This window comes from Burkholderia sp. AU38729, from assembly GCF_020419725.1.
Classification (GTDB): domain Bacteria; phylum Pseudomonadota; class Gammaproteobacteria; order Burkholderiales; family Burkholderiaceae; genus Burkholderia.
This window is the reverse complement of the sequence record NZ_JAIZQO010000002.1, coordinates 40,784-63,269: the sequence shown is the minus strand read 5'-3', so window position 1 is coordinate 63,269 and position 22,486 is coordinate 40,784. Positions and strand designations below refer to the sequence as shown.

Annotated in this window: 19 protein-coding genes; 17 read left to right on the top strand and 2 right to left on the bottom strand. The window is 68.5% G+C overall.

Annotation, left to right across the window (positions count from 1 at the left end; translation table 11 throughout):
- The first annotated feature begins 71 nt into the window (after positions 1–71).
- From sctJ to sctC, 8 genes are all read left to right on the top strand, one after another.
- Positions 72–854, top strand: coding sequence for a type III secretion system inner membrane ring lipoprotein SctJ (gene sctJ, locus LGM56_RS05330; protein WP_089496959.1), 783 nt, complete (start codon positions 72–74; stop codon positions 852–854).
- 3 nt (positions 855–857) lie between these two features.
- Positions 858–1,628, top strand: coding sequence for a type III secretion protein HrpB4 (locus LGM56_RS05325; protein WP_226203336.1), 771 nt, complete (start codon positions 858–860; stop codon positions 1,626–1,628).
- The gene (gene sctL / locus LGM56_RS05320) at positions 1,613–2,461 is read left to right on the top strand and encodes a type III secretion system stator protein SctL (protein WP_226203333.1); all 849 of its coding nucleotides are present in this window, start codon (positions 1,613–1,615) and stop codon (positions 2,459–2,461) included. Before LGM56_RS05325 ends, sctL begins: the two co-directional genes overlap by 16 nt.
- On the top strand, positions 2,458–3,804 hold the full coding sequence (gene sctN / locus LGM56_RS05315) for a type III secretion system ATPase SctN (protein ID WP_046547818.1): 1,347 nt from the start codon (positions 2,458–2,460) through the stop codon (positions 3,802–3,804). Before sctL ends, sctN begins: the two co-directional genes overlap by 4 nt.
- Entirely contained in the window at positions 3,804–4,319 is a 516-nt protein-coding gene (locus LGM56_RS05310; protein WP_047849990.1) for a hypothetical protein, read from the top strand. Before sctN ends, LGM56_RS05310 begins: the two co-directional genes overlap by 1 nt.
- A gap of 6 nt (positions 4,320–4,325) precedes the next feature.
- Positions 4,326–5,153 carry a type III secretion system export apparatus subunit SctT gene (gene sctT, locus LGM56_RS05305; protein WP_226203331.1) on the top strand — a complete coding sequence of 276 codons (828 nt, stop codon included), beginning with the start codon at positions 4,326–4,328 and terminating at the stop codon, positions 5,151–5,153.
- Positions 5,154–5,287: 134 nt separating this feature from the next.
- On the top strand, positions 5,288–6,751 hold the full coding sequence (locus LGM56_RS05300; RefSeq protein ID WP_089458214.1) for a helix-turn-helix transcriptional regulator: 1,464 nt from the start codon (positions 5,288–5,290) through the stop codon (positions 6,749–6,751).
- A 39-nt stretch (positions 6,752–6,790) separates the two neighbouring features.
- The gene (gene sctC / locus LGM56_RS05295) at positions 6,791–8,566 is read left to right on the top strand and encodes a type III secretion system outer membrane ring subunit SctC (RefSeq protein ID WP_226203329.1); all 1,776 of its coding nucleotides are present in this window, start codon (positions 6,791–6,793) and stop codon (positions 8,564–8,566) included.
- Between the two features lie 57 nt (positions 8,567–8,623).
- Here the strand turns inward: sctC and LGM56_RS05290 are convergent, their stop codons facing one another.
- Positions 8,624–9,916, bottom strand: coding sequence for a hypothetical protein (locus LGM56_RS05290; RefSeq protein ID WP_226203327.1), 1,293 nt, complete (start codon positions 9,914–9,916; stop codon positions 8,624–8,626).
- On the opposite strand from LGM56_RS05290, the gene LGM56_RS05285 reads away from it, so the two are divergent.
- Both LGM56_RS05285 and LGM56_RS05280 read left to right on the top strand, forming a co-directional pair.
- Entirely contained in the window at positions 9,888–10,733 is an 846-nt protein-coding gene (locus LGM56_RS05285; protein ID WP_226203325.1) for a phage tail tip lysozyme, read from the top strand. The two genes, LGM56_RS05290 and LGM56_RS05285, sit on opposite strands and share 29 nt — an antisense overlap.
- A 510-nt stretch (positions 10,734–11,243) precedes the next feature.
- Positions 11,244–12,266 (top strand): DNA-binding protein, encoded by a 1,023-nt coding sequence (locus LGM56_RS05280; RefSeq protein WP_089496950.1) that lies wholly within the window; start codon positions 11,244–11,246, stop codon positions 12,264–12,266.
- Positions 12,267–12,390: 124 nt separating this feature from the next.
- Here LGM56_RS05280 and LGM56_RS05275 read toward each other — a convergent pair whose 3' ends face one another.
- The gene (locus LGM56_RS05275) at positions 12,391–13,962 is read right to left on the bottom strand and encodes a hypothetical protein (RefSeq protein WP_226203323.1); all 1,572 of its coding nucleotides are present in this window, start codon (positions 13,960–13,962) and stop codon (positions 12,391–12,393) included.
- Between the two features lie 306 nt (positions 13,963–14,268).
- On the opposite strand from LGM56_RS05275, the gene LGM56_RS05270 reads away from it, so the two are divergent.
- The 7 genes from LGM56_RS05270 to LGM56_RS05240 all read left to right on the top strand — a co-directional run bounded on the left by LGM56_RS05270 (position 14,269) and on the right by LGM56_RS05240 (position 22,310).
- Positions 14,269–14,889, top strand: a complete 621-nt coding sequence (locus LGM56_RS05270; RefSeq protein ID WP_226203321.1) for a TetR/AcrR family transcriptional regulator — start codon at positions 14,269–14,271, stop codon at positions 14,887–14,889.
- A gap of 234 nt (positions 14,890–15,123) precedes the next feature.
- Positions 15,124–16,182 (top strand): NADP-dependent oxidoreductase, encoded by a 1,059-nt coding sequence (locus tag LGM56_RS05265; protein ID WP_226203319.1) that lies wholly within the window; start codon positions 15,124–15,126, stop codon positions 16,180–16,182.
- Between the two features lie 100 nt (positions 16,183–16,282).
- Positions 16,283–16,582 (top strand): putative quinol monooxygenase, encoded by a 300-nt coding sequence (locus tag LGM56_RS05260; RefSeq protein WP_226203317.1) that lies wholly within the window; start codon positions 16,283–16,285, stop codon positions 16,580–16,582.
- 135 nt (positions 16,583–16,717) lie between these two features.
- Positions 16,718–17,173: a (2Fe-2S)-binding protein gene (locus LGM56_RS05255; RefSeq protein ID WP_226203315.1), complete on the top strand. Its 456-nt coding sequence runs from the start codon at positions 16,718–16,720 to the stop codon at positions 17,171–17,173.
- A gap of 1 nt (position 17,174) precedes the next feature.
- Positions 17,175–19,397 (top strand): xanthine dehydrogenase family protein molybdopterin-binding subunit, encoded by a 2,223-nt coding sequence (locus LGM56_RS05250; protein ID WP_226203313.1) that lies wholly within the window; start codon positions 17,175–17,177, stop codon positions 19,395–19,397.
- A 15-nt stretch (positions 19,398–19,412) separates the two neighbouring features.
- A complete protein-coding gene (locus LGM56_RS05245; RefSeq protein WP_226203311.1) occupies positions 19,413–20,711 on the top strand; it encodes a c-type cytochrome in 1,299 nt (432 codons plus the stop codon).
- A gap of 153 nt (positions 20,712–20,864) precedes the next feature.
- Complete coding sequence (locus LGM56_RS05240) at positions 20,865–22,310, top strand: NAD-dependent succinate-semialdehyde dehydrogenase (protein WP_089427485.1); 1,446 nt, start codon at positions 20,865–20,867, stop codon at positions 22,308–22,310.
- The last annotated feature ends 176 nt before the right edge of the window (positions 22,311–22,486 follow it).

Sequence of the window (22,486 nt, the reverse complement as noted above, 5' to 3'; positions counted from 1 at the left end):
CCCCGCGGTCCGCCGGCGTGCGGAGCGGAACGTCGCGAACGGCAGTGCCCGAAGGGCGGGTGGCAAATCTCATGAAGTCTAATCGTCGCGCGGCGCGCATTGCGGTCGTCGCGCTGTGCATCGCGCTGCTCGGCGGATGCAAGAAGGAGCTGTACGGCAGTCTCACCGAGCAGGACGCGAACGAGATGCTCGTCGCGCTGCTGGAGCAGGGCGTGTCCGCGAGCAAGGACAGCCCGGACGGCGGCAAGAACTGGACGCTGGACGTCGACGACGCGCAGGTCGTGCGCGCGATGGAGGTCCTGCGCTCGCGCGGGCTGCCGCACAGCAAGTTCAACGACCTCGGCGAACTGTTCAAGAAGGATGGCCTCGTATCGACGCCGACCGAGGAGCGCGTGCGCTTCGTGTACGGCATCTCGCAGGAGCTGTCGTCGACGCTGTCGAAGATCGACGGCGTGCTCGTCGCGCGCGTGCAGATCGTGCTGCCGAACAACGACCCGCTCGCGCAGGACATCAAGCCGTCGTCCGCCGCCGTGTTCATCAAATACCGGCCGGACGCCGACATCAACACGCTGATCCCGCAGATCAAGACGCTCGTGATGCACAGCGTCGAAGGGCTGACCTACGACCACGTGAGCGTCACGACGGTCGCGGCCGATCCGGTCGAGCTGTCGAAAGCGCCGCCCCCCGTGTCGAGCCCGTGGTGGATGATCGCGCTCGGCGCCGCCGTCGCGGCCCTGCTGGCGGGCGCGGGCTTCGCCGCGTACCGGTTCGGCTTGACACGCGGCGCACCGCCGCTGCAGGGCTGGCTCGACGCCTTTGCCGGGCGCTTCCGGCCGGCCCGCAAGGAGCCGTAGGCGATGGCGGGTTTCGCAGCGCCAGCCGGGCTCGAGGCCGGCGTGCCGGCCGTGCGCGTCGCGACGGCGCTCGACCGTCATCGCGAGAACGTCGATTGCGTCGCCGACTGGGTGCACCCGTCGTGGATCGCCGCATCGCTCGGCGTGCCCGAAGCGCACCTGCGCGACTGGCGGGCACTGCTCGCGGGGGCACCGACGAGCGCCGCCGTACGGTGCTCGCGCGCGCTGGTTCGCGCGCTCGGCGTGACGCCGCCGGGTTTCGTCGAATTGTCTCAGGGCGGCTTCGCCAGCATCGGTGCGGCCGTCGCGCCGCAGCCGAACGCGTGCCTGCTGGATGTCGCACCCGCGCCGCTGACGCTGCGGATCTGGCGGATGCGTGCGCTGCTGCTGCGCCGCGGCGAGGTGCGGCGGCTGATCGACCGGCATGCGCAACGGCGGCTCGCCGACTGGACGGGGCTCGACGTGGACGTGCTGATGCGCGGCCCGAACACCGACAGCGCGAACGACGCGGCACGTCTTGCCGCCGTCGCGATGCCGCCGCTCGCGTCGCTGGATGCGCAGGCGCTCGCGATCGAAGGGATGCTGCTGATGCTGCGCGACCTGAAGGGCGTGGCCGGGCTGCCGTTTCCGCTGTCGCGGCTTGCGTTGCCGCGCATGATCGACGTGCCCGCCTGGCTCAACGCGTTGCCGACGCAGCACGACGAAGCGGGTACGGCCCGGCTGTTTCGTCGTCTGCCTGAATTGCTTCGGGAGTGGGCATGGTTATTTGGCTGAACAGCAGCCGGCTGACGGCCGGCACCGGCGACGCGGGCGTGGACGGCCCCGCGGTGCGGTTCGGCGTGCATGGCGACGTGGTCCGGCGCGAGACGCTCGGCCATCTGCTGTCGATCGCGGACGCTTACGCGCAGCTCGACGCCGACCGGGCGCGGGTGCTCGAGGACGCGCAGGCCGAGGCCGCCGCGATCGTCGCGGCGGGCGAGGAACAGGCCGAGCTGCTGCTCGACGCCGCGCGCGACACTTACGAAACCGCTGAGCAGCGCGGCTACCGCGAGGGTTCGAACCGCGCGCTGTCGGAATGGATGGAGCGGCTCGCCGATGCGACCGACGCGCAGAGCCGCCTGCAGGTCCGCATGCGCGAGCGGCTGGCGGACATCATCGCGTCGGCGGTCGAGAGCATCGTGCACAGCATGGATCGCGAAGCGTTGTTCGAGCGCGCGCTGTCGACCGTCGACCGGATCATCGACAATGCCACCTACCTGCGTGTCGCGGTGAATCCGCAGGATTACGAAGCGGCGCGTGCCGCGTTCGACCAGCTCGCGGCGAAGTGGCGCGACCTCGGCCGGCCGATTCCGGTGTCGATCGTGGCCGACCGGCAGCTCGAGCCCGGCGCGTGCGTCTGCGAGACCGATTTCGGCTCGGTCGACGCGAGTCTCAACACGCAGTTGCGGGCGATGCGCAGCGCCGTCGCCCGCGCACTGAAGCGCTCGATCTACCTCGACGCGGCCGACGTGAACGGCGCGGCGGACGATCCCGATGATGCGGCGGCCGCCGGCACCGGCGACGAAGCGGAAAACGGCGATGCGGCGGCGGCCGAGGTGTCGCGATGAAGGACGGCTGGTTCGACCGGACGCTCGGCTTCGAGCGCCTGACCGACGAGATCGAGCGCGAGATCCTCGCGCGGCCGGGGGTGCTGCGTACCGGCAAGGTGATCGAGGTGATCGGCACGCTCGTGAAGGTCGGCGGCCTCGACGTATCGCTGGGCGAGCTGTGCGAGCTGCGCACGCCGGCCGGCGCGCTGCTGCAGCACGCGGAAGTGATCGGTTTCACGCGCGACTGCGCACTGCTGTCGCCGTTCTCGCGGCTGACGGACATCTCACGCTCGACCCAGGTGGTCGGGCTGGGCCGCTCGCTCGCCGTCAAGGTCGGCGACATGCTGCTCGGGCGCGTGATCGACAGCCTCGGCAATCCCGTCGACGGCGGCCCCGAGATCGAGTCCGACACGCTGCAGCCGGTGTTCGCGTCGCCGCCCGAGCCGATGAGCCGGCGCATGATCGATACGCCGATGGCAACCGGCGTGCGCGTCGTGGACGGGATGATGACGCTCGCGGAAGGGCAGCGGATGGGCATCTTCGCACCGGCAGGCGTCGGCAAGAGCACGCTGCTCGGCATGTTCGCGCGCGGCACCGACTGCGACATCAACGTGATCGCGCTGATCGGCGAACGCGGCCGCGAGGTGCGCGAATTCGTCGAGCTGATTCTCGGGCCGGCCGGCATGGCGAGATCGGTCGTCGTCTGCGCGACGTCCGACCGTTCGTCGATGGAGCGCGCGAAGGCGGCCTACGTGGCGACGGCGATCGCCGAATACTTCCGCGATCGCGGGCTGCGCGTGCTGCTGATGATGGATTCGCTCACGCGCTTCGCGCGCGCCGGGCGGGAAATCGGGCTGGCCGCCGGCGAGCCGCCGGCCCGGCGCGGCTTCCCGCCGTCCATCTTCGCGGAACTACCGCGCCTGCTGGAGCGGGCCGGGATGGGCGCGACCGGCTCGATCACCGCGCTCTATACGGTCCTCGCCGAAGACGAGAGCGGCAGCGATCCGATCGCGGAGGAAGTCCGCGGGATTCTCGACGGGCACATGATCCTGTCGCGCGAGATCGCCGCGCGCAACCAGTATCCGGCCATCGACGTACTCGGCAGCCTGTCGCGCGTGATGTCGCAGGTGATGCCCGCGCCGTACGTCGACGCGGCCGCGCGGGTGCGCGCATTGATGGCGAAGTACCGCGAGATCGAGATGCTGCTGCAGATCGGCGAATACAAGCCGGGCGCGAATGCGCTCGCCGACGAGGCGATCGCACGGCACGACGCGATCAAGGCGTTCCTGTCTCAGCCTACCGACGAAATCGTTGCGCTGGCCGACACCGAGGCGCGACTGCATGCACTGACGGCTGCCTGATGGCGGACGCGAACCGACACCGCATCGCCGCGCTCGCACACGCGAATGCGCGGCGCACGCGCGAGATCGATGCCTGGCGCGGCGCGCTCGCCGCGCGACACGACGAACGCGCGGGATTGCTCGCGCGCCGCGCGGCGAAGGTCGCGCAGATCGACGGCGAGACGCGGGTGATCGACGGCTACCAGGCCCGCGTCGCGCAGATGACGGGCGGCAGCGACGGCTTTTCGATCGACGCGTTCAACCAGTGCGTGCGGTACATCGGCGTCGTGACCGACCGCCGGCGCGCGATGGTCGCGGAACTGACCCAGCTCGACGGCCTGATCCAGGGCGTGGACAGCGAGATCGCGCGGATTCAGCGCGACATCGCGCGCAACACGCAGCGGATCGACCAGTGCAGCGAACGGATCGCGACGATCCGGCAGGCGATCGATCTCGCTCGCGAGGACGCGCAGGACGAAGAGAACGAGGAGATCGCCACGTCCCGGTTCATCCGGGCGCGTGCCGCCCAGGGATGACACCGGATGACCCAGACACTCGAACCGCTCGTCGGCCTGCATGGCCTCTTCATCGGCTACCTGACGGTGACCGGCGTCTGTTCGCTGAGGCTGTTCGTGCTGATGTTCGTGTTCCCGCCGACCGCGGACGGCGTGATCCAGGGCACCGTGCGCAACGCGATCGCGATCGTGTTCAGCGCGTATGTCGCCATGGGCCAGCCGATTGCGTTCATCGAAGCACTGCACGGCCTGTTCCTCGCCGAAGTGATGCTGCGCGAGGCGGCGATCGGGCTGGTGCTGGGCTATGCGGCGTCGACCGTGTTCTGGGTCGCGGAAAGCGTGGGCGTCTATATCGACGACCTGACCGGACACAACAACATCCAGATCACCAATCCCGCCAGCCAGGAACAGAGCACGCCCGTCGGTACGTTGCTGCAGCAAGTGGCGATCATGGCGTTCTGGGCGCTCGGCGGGATGACGTTCCTGCTCGGCACGCTGTACGAATCGTATGGCTGGTGGCCGGTATCGACCGGCGCGCCGATCGCCGGCGACATCGTGGCGTCGTTCGTGCTGCGGCAGACGGACACGCTGATGCAGTCGATCGCCAAGCTCGCCGCGCCGCTGCTGTTCATCCTGGTGCTGGTCGACGTCGCGTTCGGCTTCGTGTCGAAATCGGCGTCGAAGCTGGATATTTCCAGCCTGAGCCAGCCGGTGAAGGCCGCGGTTGCGATCGCGATGCTCGCGATCTTCATCGGCTTGTTCGTCGACCAGGTGCACGGACAACTGGCCCTGAATTCCCTCGAGGCGCAATGGAATGGAATTTTCTCAAATCGTGGGAAAGCAGATAATCATTAGTTTACTAATTCATTTCAAACTCAATCTTTCTCAAAAAATGACCAAAGATTAGATTAATTGAGTTTCTTCATACTTCATTCCATTACGCTGTTCTCCAAGGCGGCCTGACAAGCCGGCACGCACTGGAGTCAGTTATGTTTTCGACACTTTATTTCCCGCTTGCTGCCTATCTGGGAACCCCGGATTTCGCCGCAGGGCGCGAACGTTTCGGCGCCATGCTGTTCAACGGCGACATCGGCGTCGCTCGCCAGCTCGCGAGCCGCTGGGCGGACGAGGCCGATGCGCCGCGCAATCCGCCGTACGCGCTGCAACTGCACGCCGACATGCAGCTGCTCACCGGCGGCGACGTGGAAGCGGAAGAAACCTATCGGGCCGCGCAGCGCCTGAGCCACGCATCGCGCCAGGCAATGCGCGCGGAATCCTGCCGCAACACCGCATGGCAGGCGCTCTTCCGCTACCGGCTCAATACGGCGCTGGCCTGCTTCGGCCGCGCAGCGGACGAGGACGACATTCCGATCGACCGCGTGCTCGAAGTCCGCGTCGGCATCGTCTGCGTGCTCTACGAACTGGGCCGCGTGAGCGAAGCGATCGGCGAACTGGATGAACTGCGCGAACTGGCTCGCGAGGCACCGGAACCGACCATGCCGGCCTGGCATGAGCTGCTCGCGGCGCTGAAGCTCGACATCGCGATGCAGTGCACGCTGCGTTCGTCGGCCTCGCTGCAGGATCACGTCTACTGGCAGTCCGGCTTGATGCACGGCCGCTCCGCGCGGGCGTCGCTGCACGCGTACCTCGACAGCGCGCAAAGCAGGATCGATCTCGCGAGCGTGCATATTCCCGTGCTGCGCTCACGCGTCGATTACCTGTGCCAGTTGCGCGACGCGACCGGCGCCGACCGGAATGCGGTCGACGGACTGCTCAGGCACGTGAACTGGGCACGTGACCACAACCTGCGCGACTACCAGCGCACGCTGCGGCTCGAGATTGCGCTCGCGATGCTGGCATGCGATGCCGCCCAGGTCGCCGACATGATCCTCGAGCCGCTGTACGGCGCCGCGCAGTCGGGCGTCGGCGGACACCGGCAGATCGAATACCTGTACTGCGTGGCCAAGACGCGCCAGGCGCAGGGGCGGCTGAAGGACGCGCAGCAGTTCTACAGCCGCTATGCGCTGACCTCGATGGAGTGCCTGCGTGAAGCGCTGTCGGCACGCGTGCCGTTCCTCGAGCGCAAGATCCGCGAGACGTCCCAGCTCGACGACATCGGCGCGCGCTTGCCGGCCCGTTACCGGCGCGCCTACACCTTCTTGCTCGAGAACCTCGAGCACGCCGACCTGTCCGTGCGCGACATCGCCGCGGAAGTCGGCGTGACCGAGCGGGCGCTGCAAAGCGCATTCAGGAAATTCCTGAACATGTCGCCGACCGAGCTGATCCGCCGCCAGCGGATGGAGCGCATCCGCTCCGAGCTCGTGGACGGCTCGGCGTCCGACGGCGGCGTGCTCGCCACCGCGAGCCGCTGGGGCGTGCAGAACCGCTCGACGCTGATCAACGGCTATCGAAAGCAGTTCGACGAAGCGCCGTCGCACACGCTCGAACGATAACGAACCGAATTTTCCCTCCGTAACGGGTGTGCGACAGCGATGAGATCGAAGGCGATATTTTGCGCGGCGTGGGCCGTGTGGGTGATCGGCATGGGCGCGACGGCGGCAGCGCATGCGGACGCGGTGCGCTGGCGCAGCGGCGTCGCGCACGTGACGGCAGAAGGCAAGGATCTGAAGGATGTGCTGCGCGACCTGCTCGCGAGTCAGGGCGTGACGGCGTCGATTGCGGACAACGTCACCGGAACCGTGACCGGGCGCTTCGACATGCCGCCGCAACGGATCCTCGACACGCTCGCCGCGACGTTCGGCTTCGTGTGGTTCTACGACGGCAGCGTCATGTCGATCAGCAACGCGAACGACGTCACGCGCCAGATCGTCCGGCTCGACAACGCGTCGATCGCCGATCTCAACGCCACGCTGCGCGGCATGCGGCTCGACGACAAGCGTTATCCGCTGACCTACGACAGCAGCGCACGCACCGTGATCATCAGCGGGCCCCCGCAGTACGTGCAGATGGTGGCCGGCGTCGCGAAGCATCTCGACGAGAACATGCAGCGCTCGAACGGCACGGTGGTGCGCGCGTTCAAGCTCAGCAGCGCGTGGGCAGCCGACCACAAGGTGCAGCTCGACGGCAAGAACGTGGTCGTGCCGGGCGTTGCGACGGTCGTGTCGAAGCTCTATCACCCCGAGCAGGGCGGCTCGACGGGCAACCCGTCGGCGCAGACGATCGGCGGCATGCAGCGCCTGTCGCCGATGGCCGACGCGAGCGGCGGCACCACCGGCGGCTCGCCGGTACCGCCGCTGCCGCCGGGCATGGCGGGCGGCGACGCGTCGCGCAGCCTGGTCAGCGGGCTGTTCGGCGGCGGCCAGTCGGGCAGCGGCAAGAACGGCGCCGTGTCGGACGGCACGCAGGGCGGTGCCGCGGATCCCGGGCCGGGCGACCCAAGCCTGCCCGTCGTGGAAGCCGACCCGACCACCAACACGGTGCTGGTCCGGGACACGCCGCAACGCATCGGGCTCTATGCGCCGCTGATCGAGAAGCTCGATGCGCGCCCCAACCTGATCGAGATCGAGGCGCACATCATCGAGATCAACGACGACCTGCTGCGGCAGATCGGCGTGGACTGGCGCGCGCACAACAGCCACGTCGACCTGCAGACCGGCTCGGGCACGCTGCAGCAGAACGGCTACAACGGCAACATCAACCCGAACTTCGGCGTGACGACGCTGGCCGACGGCACCACGTCCGTCGCGGCCACGCCGGTCGGCGGCGCGATCACGGCGGTGCTCGGCAATGCCGGGCGCTATCTGCTCGCGCGGATCACCGCGCTCGAATCGACGTCGCAAGCGCGGATCGACTCGAGCCCGAAGGTCGCGACGCTCGACAACGTCGAGGCGGTGATGGACAACAAGACGCGCTTCTTCGTGCGCGTGCAGGGTTATACGTCCGGCGATCTCTATTCGGTGTCGACCGGCGTGTCGCTGCGCGTGCTGCCGATGGTCGTGCAGGACAAGAACGACGGCACGACGCGGATCAAGCTCGACGTGCACATCGAGGACGGCCAGCTCACCGGCGACAAGGTCGATACGCTGCCGGTCATCACCAGCAGCGAGATCAACACGCAGGCGTTCGTGGGCGAGGGGGAGAGCCTGCTGATCGCCGGCTACAGCACCGACAACGATTCGAACGGCGTCGCACAGGTGCCGTGGGTGTCGAAGATCCCGCTGCTCGGCGCGCTGTTCCGGAATACCGACCGGTCGCACAAGCACATGGAACGCGTGTTCCTGCTGACGCCGCGGATCATTCACTTCTGACCCGGCGGCTATGCGCGGCGCCGTCGATGCCGGCGCCGCCGCATGGGCGGGCGCTCGTCAGGCCGGGTTCCGGTCGGACATCACGATGTTGACCGTCTTGCTCGGATCGCCCGCGAGGCCCATCGCGGCCGCATCGTCGGTCGAATACAGGTACGGGCGGATCGCGTCGCCGTCGCCGGCGGTGCGCCCGTCGGACAGCGTCACGGTCATGTTCTCGTCGTGACCGGCGAAATCCTTGTCGCCGTCGACCTTGCTCACGTCCGGATTGCCCGCGCCGGACGCCTGCCCGTTGTCGGCCCCGCCGTCTTCGTACAGCACCTCGTCCGGATGCGTATTGCCGTTCGCATCGGATGGCGAGATCCGTACGCCGATGTCGTGCGAACCGCCGACGAAGGTGCCGGTCTGGCCCGGTGCGAGCGTGAGGGTCGCCTTGTTCTGGCCTTGCACCGCGTACGTGAACGACTCGGGCCGGTTCGTATTGTTGGTGACGTTGAAGGTCTTGTCGTTGCCCGTACCGGTGTGGACGGTTTGCGTCGACGTCGGGGCGATACCGTCGATCGCGCCGGCCTGCGCCACACCGCCCGCGTTGGTCGACAGTTTCGCCGAGCTTCCGGAGGGCGCTCCGCCAACCGGCGGATTCTGGTCGTTCCGGGTGCGCGGCGTGTTCGGATCGACCGGCGCATTCCGGCCGTTCGACGGTAATGTCTGCGGCTGGACCTCATGGTTGGCCAACGGCGGGGCGGACCGGCCCGTGCTTGCCACCGGTGGCGAGGAGGGCGAGTCGTTGCCGTTTTGCCCTGACAACAGGCTTTTGAGCTCCGCCATCAGTGCCTGGATGATCTGCGCGATCTGTTGCGAACCCGGGCTGTCCGCCGATCCGGCGTCGCGCGCGGGGTCGGTCCGGGAAATCGGGGCGTTGCCCTGGACGGTGATGGTGATCATGAGCGCCGTTCTCCGCGGGGAGTGATCGGGGGAGGCGCGCTCGTCGACCGGCGCGCGTCGCCGTTTGCGCCGGCCGGACTGCGTCAGGCCGGCGTCGTTTGCCGTTTGCCGTTGGTCGCTTGCCCCTGGCAGCATCGTAGGCCCTTCGACTGTATGCCTCGGCGCAGCGCCCGGGCGGCCCGACACGAAACACCGGCGCGCGACGCGAAGTGCCGAAGCGCAGCGTGGCGAAGCTGGCCGGTGGCGGCGCCGACCGCGCGCGGCGCCGTTCCGATTCGCAAACCCGTCGCCCGCTTCGCGCCGGCCGCACGCGTCATCCGCCATGCGGCCTATAGTCGGTCGAGGTGGCCCGTCCAGCGATTCCCGGAAGGAGGCAGTCATGTCCTTGACAGTGAGTTTGAATTCCACCGGGTCGACGAACTTCGACCCTTCGCAGGATTCCGGTTCGAACCAGGCGCAGATCACGCAGGTGCTGGCCCAACTCGAGCAGATCCTGCAAGCGGTGTTCGCCGCGCTCAAGCAGGCGTCGGCCGCTGACGGAACGCAGCCTGCCGGCGATGGAAACGGAGGCGGGATGCCGTCGATACGGCTGGCGAGCGGCGACGGCGGCGGCAACGACGGCACACCGCTTTCGTTCTCGCTGAACGGGCCGTCGTCGAACGACGCGCCGCCGGCCGGCAGCGCACCGCCGGCGAGCGCCGGTATCCCGCCAGGCGGGCAGAGCGACGGGCAGACGCATGGCCAGAGTGGGTCGACGCTCCCCGGGAACACGGGCGGCAGCATGGCACATGCGATCGCGGACGACCTGCGCAGCCGCTACGGGCTGAACGATACGCAGATCGCGGGCGTGCTCGGCAACCTGCAGCAGGAAAGCGGCCTGACGCCGAACGTCAACCAGGGCGGCGCCGAAGGCGCGCCGTCGGGTAACTTCGCGGACGACAACGCGAACGGCTGGGGGCTCGCGCAGTGGGGCGGCACGCGCAAGCAGGGCGAGATCGCGTATGCGCAGCAGCACAACCTCGATCCGGGCAGCCTCGACGCGAACATCGGCTACATGAACCAGGAACTCGACGGCCCGTACAGCAAGACGATTTCCGACCTGAAGAACACGACGAACGTGTCGCAGGCCGCCCAGGTCTGGGACACCGACTACGAGCAGGCGACCGATCCGCAGATGGACAACCGGCTCCAGTACGCACAAAACTTCCTGAACGAAGGGCTCTGAGCCGTATCCGCCGTCCGGCGCGTCAACGCGGGGCGGCGGCCCGCATTCCCGCTTGCCCCGTACCGCGGCCAGCGACGGCACACCTGCCGTTATCGCGACTGGCAGCGTGCCGGCGGCATGATGCCTGGGCGCGCATCGGCGCCGCACGACACATCTTCCGCATCGTCCGGTAGATCGGCGGCACGCGTCCGGACGGCGGGCGCACGCGCAGGGTCCCGCTCGACAGCGACGGGACGAATACGCGCCCCGGCGTCGCCCCCGGCGGTTCGACAGCGCCTCCCACACCGCCCGATCTTTCCCCTCGCTCGCCATCCCTGTCGCTACGGCAACATATGCCCGCACACGCCCCCGGTCCTGCCTGGGCCGGCGTCGTGCGCGAGTGCACCGTACGCGACATGGCGATCCATCACACTCGACATTATAGAAATAATGTCAAATTAAAAGGCACGATAAATTGGATATTCAACGGTTTACGTTATATTATTTACGAAATCACCAAGCCAACCTGCCATGTCCGATCTCGCTGCCGACGAATCCCGCCTGACCGCCGAAATCGAGCGCCTCAAGGCCGACTTCCCGAAAACCCGCGAGCTCTATCGCGAAGCCTGCGCGCTGCTGTTCTTCCGTTTCGGCATCACGCCCACCGCGAACCGCCTGTACCAGCTCGTCCGCAAGGGCAGCATGAGCACGCCGACGGCCGTCCTCGGCGAGTTCTGGGCCGAGCTGCGGGAAAAGAGTCGCGTGCGCATCGAGCATCCCGACCTGCCGGCCGATCTGCAGGCGGCCGCCGGTGAGCTGGTGGCGGCGCTATGGAATCGGTCGAGCGCCGACGCGGCCGGCGCGCTCGACGCATTGCGCGCGGAGGTCGAGGCCGAGCGGGTAGCGGCAAGGGCGGAAGTCGCGGCATTGCAGGCCGAACTGGCCCGCACCGAAACCGCGCTGGAGCAACGCACGGCCGCGCTGCTGGCCGCGCAGGTGCGCATTCAGGAACTGGAACAGGCGAGGGCGGCGGACGACGCATCGCGGCAAGCGCTGCAAGCGGACATCGAACGCCTCACGGCCGACAACGCGGAAGGCGACCGCGCACTTGCGCAGGCGCGCGCGGATTTCACCACCCAGCTCGACCGGCTGCGCGACGACGCCGGTCGGGCCGAGGAGCGCTTGCGCGCGTCGGAGAAGCGGGCGCTTCAGGAGATCGATCGCGAGCGGCTCGCGGCCGCGCGGCTGCAGAAGGAACTCGAGGCAGCAGCCTTGCGCATGGAGCAGCGCGATGCGCAGCAGCGCAAGGAAATGGCCGCACTGCAGACGCAGCTCGGCGACGCGCTCCACCGATGCGGCGTGCTTCAAGGGCAGCTCGACGGTGCGCAGGCGACCGAGGCGGCACGGGTCAAGGAACTCGATGCGCTGCGGCGCGAAATGACGGCGCTCTCGCGCCGGTCGGCGCTGCGTGGCGCCAAGGCAGCGCCCGCCGCACAACGGGACGAGCGGAGGGCGCGCACGCGAAAGCGCGCGGACGAAGCGCCGCCTCGTTGAAGTAGAAACCACAAGCGTGCGTCAGCCGAAGGCGACGCACGTCCGGAGCCCGGAAGCCTGAAGCGGCCAGGCAAGCGACCGAGCCCCTCACACCCCCGATCGCCCACCCATCCACCGATACCGATCAACTCGACACATACCGCGACGGCAACGCCGGCGCATCCGCCGGAATCGTGACGAGCGACGTATTGAGCCAGCCCTGCGGCGACCCATTCGACTGCGCATAGGCGCCGACGTACGGCATCATCCGCGTCGTCTGATAGACCTGCGGCGTCCACCCGGCGGGCGCGAGGAAAATCGACGTCGCGCGCTTCTCGCTATACGCGGACGCCCCATACGTCGAGATGTTCCACAGCGTCTGCTGATACGTCGCATAGTCGGCGTTGTGCCGCGAACCGCCGGCCTGCCAGCCTTCGAGCTGGATGAACGTGTTGTACGTGCCGGCGCCCGCGAGCAGGTTGTTCACCGTGCGCCCGTACAGGAACGACAGAATCAGCCCGCAGTTCGCCGGCGCGAAATCGCTGCCGACGCTCAGGTAATAGCGGCCCGTCGTGTTCAACACCGACGCGTAGTGCGAGTTGCCGATATCCGTCGACGTCGTCAGCCCGCTCGCCCCCATGAAGCTGTCGAACGCCTGCATCGTGACGCCCGCCGGCAGGTCGTTCGTCGCGCTGATCGCGACGATATGCGAGCCGGCCGCCAGCAGCGTCAGGAACGCGGACAGCGTGCTCGCGTTCCAGTTGCCCTGCGCATCGACGAACGGAAACGCGCGATAACCCGTCAGCGCGAACACGGCCGGATCGGAGGCGGCCTGCCACGCGATCTGCGGCACCCACATCGTCAGCGGGCCGGCGTTCGACGCGCCGGACACGTACTGCTTCAGCGCGTCGACGAGTTGCGCATCGGCAGCGGGCAGCACGCCATAGGCCGCGCCGCTCTGCCAGCGCTGCACCCATTGCGCGACGAAGCCCGCGAGCTGGCCGCCGGTGAAGTCGGCAGGCGGCACGTAGCCGAGCGGGCCGGTGCTTTGGTACGCGGACTGGATGGCCGCGGCCGTGCGCACGTTGCTGCCGAACATGCTGTTCGCGAAATCCTGGCAGTTGTTGGCCGGCGGCGTCGCGAGCTGCGCGAGCGGGACGACCCACGCGCCGTTCGCGGTCGCGACGCCGCGATACAGCGTGAGATTCGCGACCGAGTCGTGACCGGGAAACGTGGCGGCGTCGGCGCCCGACACGTAGCCGGCCGACGGCGTGACGCTGACGGTGGTCGGCTGCGCCCCGAACGGATGCGTGTACGAAATGGCAAACGATGCGTCGCCGCCGGCCAGGCTGAACGATCCCGTGCAGTCGCCCCAGCTGTTCGACGCGCTGACGGCGGTCGATTGCCCGGTGGCGACCTGCGCTTGCGACGCCTGCGGCAGCGAGCCGCTCTGGCTCGCCGCGTTGCCGTACGCGAGCGTCGTCGACGGGATCGCATTGACGACGTTGATCGTGATCGAGCGGTCGGCGATGCCGTAGCTGCGCGCGGAGGCATCCGCGGCGCCGGCGGCGGCGAACGACGACGCGGACGTCGGGCTGCCGTCGCCGCCGCAGGCAGCCAGCGAGCCGACGAGCGGCGACAGGGTCAGCGCGGCGCCGCGCTGGATGAAGCGCCGGCGGTTCGGCGCGGACGGGCGTTCGGGTTTCGAAGCGGTCATGGGCGTTCCTGGTCACGGTTTCGGGAGGCGACAACGACGATCCGGCGCATTGCACACGTGTGCAATGCCGGCCGAAATGACGCGATCGCCGGCACATGCGCCGCGCGTATTTATGCGGGAGATCGATGAAACGCCTGCGACGAAACCGAGTCGGGCGTGTGACGCCGCGCGCTCGGCGGAGCGGGAAGGAGGGGCGCATGCCGGCGCGACGTTTGGGCGCCGGGCGGGGATCGGGTAAAGTGCCGCTCAACATGCCGGCTCGACGTTACTAGACGACCGGTCTAATCGTTGCTACCATACGCCATCATGAATGCATCTTCGGGCGCGGAAGTCCGCCAGCACATCCTGAATATCGCCAAGCCGATCATGCTCCACAAGGGGTTTTCGGCGGTCGGCCTGAACGAGATTCTCGCTGCGGCGGGCATCCCGAAGGGCTCGTTCTACCATTACTTCGGCTCGAAAGAGGCATTCGGCGAAGCGCTGCTCGAATCGTATTTCGACGGCTATCTCGCGCACCTCGACAACCTGTTCAAGCATCAGGCCGGCACGGGCGCGGAGCGCCTGATGACGTACTGGCGCAACTGGCTGCACACGCAATGCGCGGACGATCCGGAAGGCAAGTGCCTCGCGGTGAAGCTCGGCGCGGAAGTGTCGGATCTGTCGGAAGCGATGCGCGCGGTGCTGCGGCAGGGCACGAGCCAGATCATCGAGCGGCTCGCGGGCGGCATCGAGGCCGGGCTGGCCGACGGTTCGCTGAGCGGGGTCGCCGATCCGTCGCATACGGCCGCGATCCTGTACGAGCTGTGGCTGGGCGCAACGCTGCTGGAGAAGATTCACCGCAATCGCAAGCCGCTCGAACGGGCGATGGTCGAAACGCGGCGCATGCTGAACCTGCCGCCGCTCGAGCCGGGCGACGGGCAGTCGTAACCCGGGCGCGCATCGGCGCGCCTTGTTTTTACCCTGATTCTAGACGACTGGTCTACTCAACCACGCATGACGAACGTGTCACACCGCGTTACGCTGTCCCGATTGATTCAACCGCATGCACGCAGCCGCGCCGGCCTGAGCGCCGATGCAGCCGCCCGCGTGCGTCTCCCGCTGGTCCATCCCTGATCCGATCGTGCCCACGAAGCACGTCCATTCCTGTTGACGGAGGCTCACATGCCACAAAGCAAGACCGCTAATCGCCAGATCATCCTGAATTCGCGCCCGGTCGGCGCGCCGACGCCGGGCAACTTCCGCGCCGAATCCGGTGACGTGCCGACGCCCGGCGCCGGCCAGGTGCTGCTGCGCACGGTCTGGTTGTCACTCGACCCGTACATGCGCGGCCGGATGAGCGACGCACCGTCCTATGCGCCGCCGGCCGAACTCGGCCAGCCGATGGTCGGCGGCACGGTCAGCCAGGTCGTCTCGTCGAACCTGCCGGCGTTCCGCGAAGGCGACCTGGTGGTCGCCGGCGCCGGCTGGCAGGACTATGCGTTGTCCGACGGCCAAGGTCTGATTCCGCTCGGCCGCGACTTCGCCCATCCGTCGTACGCGCTCGGCGTGCTCGGCATGCCGGGCTTCACCGCCTATACCGGCCTGCTGACGATCGGCGAGCCGAAGGCCGGCGAAACCGTGGTCGTCGCGGCGGCGAGCGGCGCGGTCGGCGCGGTGGTCGGCCAGATCGCCAAGCTGAAGGGCTGCCGCGTGGTCGGCGTCGCGGGCGGCGCCGACAAGTGCGCGTACGTGACCGATACGCTCGGCTTCGACGTGTGCGTCGACCACCGCGATCCGGCATTTGCCGCGAAGCTGAAGGAAGCGTGCCCGAACGGCATCGACATCTATTTCGAGAACGTCGGCGGGGCCGTGTTCGACGCGGTGTGGCCGCTGCTCAACGACCATGCGCGCGTACCCGTGTGCGGGATCATCGCGCACTACAACGACGCGGCTTACGACGACAAGGCCGTGTCGACCGGCCGCGACCGCGTGCCGGCACTGATGGGCACGATCCTGCGCAAGCGCATCCGGATGCAGGGTTTCATCATCATGGATCACTATGCAACCGGCTATGCGACGTTCATGAAGGACATGAGCGAATGGGTCGCGCAGGGCAAGGTGAAGACGCGCGAGGACGTCGTCCCCGATCTCGCCGATGCGCCGGAAGCGCTGATCGGCCTGCTGGCCGGCAAGAACTTCGGCAAGGTCGTCGTGCGCGTGGGCCCGGACGAACTGGCCTGACGCCTCGGCACGGCGACACACAACGGCTGCACGCTGGCGTCACGCGACGCCGGCTTGTGGCATGCTCGATTCCGCTATCGACGACTAGGAGAATGACAAGATGGCGCTTCACGTGATTGCTTCCCTGTTCCTGAAACCCGAACACGCGGCGGCCGCCGAGGCCGAGCTGCGCGGCATGGTCGCGAAGACGCGCACCGAACCGGGCAACCGGCGCTACGACCTGTTCCGCGAGCAGGACGGCTCGCCGAACCTGCACCTGTACGAGATCTACGACGACCAGGCCGCGTTCGACGCGCACCTCGCGAGCCCGTACTTCGGCGAATTCCGCACGAAGTCGGCCGACTGGTTCACCGCGCCGCCGGTCATCAAGGTGCTGTCGGGCATCGACGTCGCCGAGTAACGCCGCCGTACGCCCGTCGCGGCTCGCGCCCACCCGGGCCGCACGGCACCCGCCGCACAGCACGCGGCGGCGATGACAACACCACGCGGCGCATCGTTCGCGCCGCTTCCCCCATACACCGGCCCCGGAGGCTGAATGATCACCCTCAACATCAACGGCGAAACCCGCTCGGTCGACGCCCCCGACGACATGCCCTTGCTCTGGGTGCTGCGCGACGTCGTCGGTCTCACCGGCACGAAGTTCGGCTGCGGAATCGCGCAGTGCGGCGCGTGCACGGTGCATCTCGACGGCGTCGCCGCACGCTCGTGCGTGCTGCCGGTCACGGCGGTCGCCGGCCGCAAGATCACGACGATCGAAGCCGTCGGCGCGACGCCGGCCGGCCACAAGGTCCAGCAGGCGTGGCGCGCGCTCGACGTCGTCCAGTGCGGTTACTGCCAGTCGGGGCAGGTGATGGCCGCCACCGCGCTGATCGCGTCGAACCCGAACCCAAGCGACGCCGACATCGACGCGGCGATGGCCGGCAACATCTGCCGCTGCGGCACGTACAACCGGATTCGCGCGGCCGTGAAGCAAGCCGCCAAGGAGGCCTGATATGTCACGAGGACTGATCGAAGCCGGTCGGGCCGGCGCGGGCGTGTCGCGCCGTTCGTTCCTCAAGCTCGGCATGTCGCTGGGTGCGGCGGCCGGCGGCGGGTTGCTGCTCGGCTTCAGCATGCCGGCCGCGGGTGACGATGCGCGTCGTTCGGTGATCGGCGGCGACGCTGCTGAACCGGCTCAACCGGGCGTGTTCGCACCGAACGCGTTCGTGCAGATCGACCGCGCCGGCAAGGTCACGCTGGTGATGCCGAAGGTCGAGATGGGGCAAGGCGTCTATACGGCGCTGCCGATGCTGATCGCGGAAGAACTCGAAGTGCCGCTGTCGAGCGTGACGCTCGACCATGCGCCGCCGAACGAGAAGCTGTTCCTCGATCCGCTGCTCGGCGGCCAGCTCACCGGCGGCTCGACGTCGGTACGTTATGCGTGGGAGCCGCTGCGCCGTGCCGGCGCGACCGCGCGCACACTGCTCGTCACGGCCGCCGCGAAGCAATGGAACGTCGATCCGGCAGCCTGCCGCGCCGCGAACGGCGAAGTGCAGCATCCGCCGAGCGGCCGGCGCGCGTCGTACGGCCAGCTCGCCGATGCGGCGGCGAAGCTGCCGGTGCCGAAGGACGTCGCGCTGAAGCAGCCGGTGGATTTCAAGCTGATCGGCACGCCCGCGAAGCGGCTCGATTCGCCGGAGAAGGTCGACGGCACCGCGCAGTTCGGGCTCGACGTGCGCCTGCCCGGCATGCTGGTCGCGGTGATCGTGAACAGCCCGGTGTTCGGCGGCACGGTCGCGAGCGTCGACGACACGGCCGCGAAGAAGATCCCCGGCGTGCGCCAGGTCGTGCGCGTCGACAACGCGGTGGCGGTGGTCGGCGATCACACGTGGGCCGCGAAGCGCGGCGCGTCGGCGCTGGTCGTGAAGTGGAACGAGGGCGCGGGCGCGAAAGTCTCGACCAAGGATCTGTTCGCGGATCTCGCGCAGGCGGCGGCGAACGGCAAGGGCGCGGTCGCACGCAAGGACGGCGACGTCGACAAGGCCTTCGCGAATGCGAAGACGCGCGTCGACGCCGTCTACGAACAGCCGTTGCTCGCGCACGCGACGATGGAACCGGTGAACTGCACGGTGCACGTGCGCGGCGACGGCTGTGAGATCTGGGTCGGCACGCAGGTGCCGACGCGGGCGCGCGATACCGTGCAGCAGCTCACGGGCCTCGCGCCCGACCGGATCGTCGTGCACAACCACCTGCTCGGCGGCGGCTTCGGCCGGCGGCTCGAGACGGACATGATCGGCCAGGCCGTGAAGGTCGGCAAACAGGTCAACGCACCGGTGAAGGTAGTCTGGACGCGCGAGGAAGACGTGCAGCACGACATGTACCGGCCGTGCTACCACGACAGGATCTCGGCCGGCCTCGACGCGAACGGCAAGCCGGTCGCGTGGCAGCACCGGATCGTCGGCTCGTCGATCATGGCGCGCTTCGCACCGCCGGCGTTCCAGCACGGCGTCGATCCCGATGCGGTCGAAGTCGCGGCCGAGCTGCCGTACGACCTGCCGAACCAGCTGGTCGACTACGTGCGCCAGGAGCCGCGCCACGTGCCGACCGCGTTCTGGCGCGGCGTCGGCCCGACGCGCGGCACGTTCGTGGTCGAGAGCTTCATCGACGAACTCGCCGCGCAGACCAAGACCGACCCGGTGCAATACCGCCGCGCGCTGCTCGGCAAGACGCCGCGCGCGCTCAACGTGCTCGACGTCGCGACGAAGGCGGCCGGCTGGGGCGGCCCGGCGCTGCCGACGGGGCAAGGGCGCGGCGTCTCGGTGATGCACGCGTTCGGCAGCTTCTTCTCGATCGTCGTCGATGTGGCGGTGGACAACGGCGAAGTGCAGGTGAAGCGTGTCGTGTGCGCGGTCGATTGCGGGATGGTCGTCAACCCGAACACGATCGAGGCGCAGGTGCAGGGCGGCATCATTTTCGGGATCACCGGCGCGCTGTATGGCGAGATCACGATCGAGGAGGGCCGCGTCGTGCAGAGCAACTTCACCGACTACCGGATGCTGCGGATCAACGAGACGCCGCCGATCGAGGTCCATCTGGTGAAAAGCGGCGAGGCGCCGGGCGGCATCGGCGAGCCGGGTACGGCCGCGACCGCCGCGGCGGTGGCCAACGCGATCTTCGCGGCAACCGGCAAGCGGCTGCGCAAGCTGCCGGTCGGCGACCAGCTGAAGACGGCTTGAGGGGAGGAGACGACCATGCGAAACCTCACCCTGAAGACGCTCGGCACGTCGTTGCTCACCGTGTCCGCACTGCTGGCCGGCACGGCCGCATATGCCGCGCAGGCGGCGCCGGCCGACAGCGCGCTCGTCGCGCGCGGCGCGTATCTCGCGAAAGCGGGCGACTGCGTCGCGTGCCACACCGCACCGCGCGGCACGCCGTTCGCCGGCGGCCTGAAGATGGTCACGCCGATGGGCGCGATCTACACGACCAACATCACGCCCGATCCGGAAACGGGCATCGGCGGCTATACCGAAGCCGACTTCGAAAGCGCGTTGCGCAAGGGTGTCGCGAAGGACGGTCACAACCTGTATCCGGCGATGCCGTACCCGTCGTACGCGAAGCTGAAGGACGACGACGTGAAGGCGCTGTACGCGTATTTCATGCACGGCGTCGAGCCGGTGAAGCAGGCGAACCGGCCGTCGGATATCCCGTGGCCGCTCAACATGCGCTGGCCGCTCGCGTTGTGGAACAAGGTGTTCCTCGACACGACGCCTTACGCCGACAAGCCGGCCAAGGATGCGATGTGGAACCGCGGCGCGTATCTCGTGCAGGGGCTCGGGCACTGCGGGTCGTGCCACACGCCGCGCGGCGTCGGCTTCCAGGAGAAGGCGCTCGACGAAGGCGGCGCGGCGTTCCTGTCGGGCGCGCCGATCGACAACTGGTTCGCATCGAACCTGACCGGCGAGCCCAACACGGGGCTCGGCCGCTGGAACGAGGCCGAGGTCACGCAGTTCCTGAAGACCGGCGCGAACCGCCATGCGACCGCGTTCGGCTCGATGGTCAGCGTGATCAACCACAGCACGCAGGCGCTCTCCGACGACGATCTGGCGGCGATTTCGCGTTACCTGAAATCGCTGCCGGCGGCGGGCGGCACGGGCGCGCCGCCGTACAGCTACGATCCGAAGGCGACGCAGGCCGCGCTGGGCCGGCCGGCGGCCGATCCGGGCGCGAAGGTGTATAACGCTTACTGCCTGCATTGCCACGGCGCGGACGGGCGCGGTTACGCGCCGCTGCTCGCGCCGCTCGCCGGCAATCCGAACGTGCTCGAAGCCGATGCATCGTCGCTGATCAACGTGACGCTGAACGGCAGCGACACGCTCGTGATCGATGGCGTGCCGTCCGCGTATCCGATGCCGGCGTTCTCGAACCAGTTGAACGACCGGCAGATCGCCGACGTGCTGACGTTCATGCGCGCCGGCTGGAACAACGGCGCGCCGGCCGTGCAGGCAGCGGACGTCGCGAAACTCCGCAAGGCGACGGCGGCCGCGCGCTGAGCGCGGCCCCATGCGGAACGAGGGCGGGCCGGCGTGCCCGCCGTCACTGCCGCCGGGTGCGTGCCTGCCCCGACGGCGTGGCTTTTTCTGTCAACCGGCGCGCGGCCGTTCGCGGCAGCGCGCGTTTTATCGACGCAATGTAGGGGTGTCTGGATGGCTAACGTGACTTATACGGATACGCAACTGCTGATCGACGGCGAGTGGGTCGACGCCGCGAGCGGCAAGACGATCGACGTCGTGAACCCGGCGACCGGCAAGCCGATCGGCAAGGTGGCCCACGCGGGCATCGCCGATCTCGACCGGGCGCTCGCCGCCGCGCAACGCGGCTTCGAGGCCTGGCGCAAGGTGCCCGCACACGAGCGCGCGGCGACGATGCGCAAGGCGGCCGCGCTGGTGCGCGAACGCGCCGACGCGATCGCGCAGCTGATGACGCAGGAGCAGGGCAAGCCGCTCACCGAAGCGCGCGTCGAAGTGCTGTCGGCGGCGGACATCATCGAATGGTTCGCGGACGAAGGCCGCCGCGTGTACGGCCGGATCGTGCCGCCGCGCAACCTCGGCGCGCAGCAGACGGTCGTGAAGGAGCCGGTCGGCCCGGTCGCGGCCTTCACGCCGTGGAATTTCCCGGTCAACCAGGTCGTGCGCAAGCTGAGCGCCGCACTGGCCACCGGCTGCTCGTTCCTCGTGAAAGCGCCGGAAGAAACCCCGGCCTCGCCGGCCGCGCTGCTGCGCGCGTTCGTCGACGCGGGCGTGCCGGCCGGCGTGATCGGCCTCGTGTACGGCGATCCGGCTGAAATCTCGTCGTACCTGATCCCGCACCCGGTGATCCGCAAGGTCACGTTCACGGGCTCGACGCCGGTCGGCAAGCAGCTCGCCGCGATGGCCGGCCTGCACATGAAGCGCGCGACGATGGAGCTGGGCGGCCATGCACCGGTGATCGTGGCCGAGGACGCCGACGTCGCGCTCGCGGTGAAGGCAGCCGGCGGCGCGAAGTTCCGCAACGCGGGGCAAGTCTGCATCTCGCCGACGCGCTTCCTCGTGCACAACAGCATCCGCGACGAATTCACGCGCGCGCTGGTCAAGCATGCGGAAGGGCTGAAGGTCGGCAACGGCCTCGAGGAAGGCACGACGCTCGGCGCGCTCGCGAACCCGCGCCGGCTGACCGCGATGGCGTCGGTCATCGACAACGCGCGCAAGGTCGGCGCGAGCATCGAAACCGGCGGCGAGCGGATCGGCTCGGAAGGCAACTTCTTCGCGCCGACCGTGATCGCGAACGTGCCGCTCGAAGCGGACGTGTTCAACAACGAGCCGTTCGGCCCGGTCGCGGCGATTCGCGGTTTCGACAAGCTTGAAGATGCGATCGCGGAAGCGAACCGTCTGCCGTTCGGTCTCGCCGGCTACGCGTTCACGCGTTCGTTCGCGAACGTGCACCTGCTCACGCAGCGCCTCGAAGTCGGGATGCTGTGGATCAACCAGCCGGCGACGCCGTGGCCGGAAATGCCGTTCGGCGGCGTGAAGGACTCGGGCTACGGGTCGGAAGGCGGCCCGGAAGCGCTCGAGCCGTACCTCGTCACGAAGTCGGTGACGGTGATGGCCGTCTGACGGTCGTCGATCGATCGATCGCGTGCGCGGCGCTGTCGGCGTCGCGCACGCGATCGGCGCGGGCCGGGCGGGGCGCCCGGTCTCTCGCCGGAATCTCGCTCCCGCCGTGCATTCGAACGGCAGCCCCCTCGGCATTTCAATATGCGCGTCACCGCAGGTGGATTGTTTCAATTCCG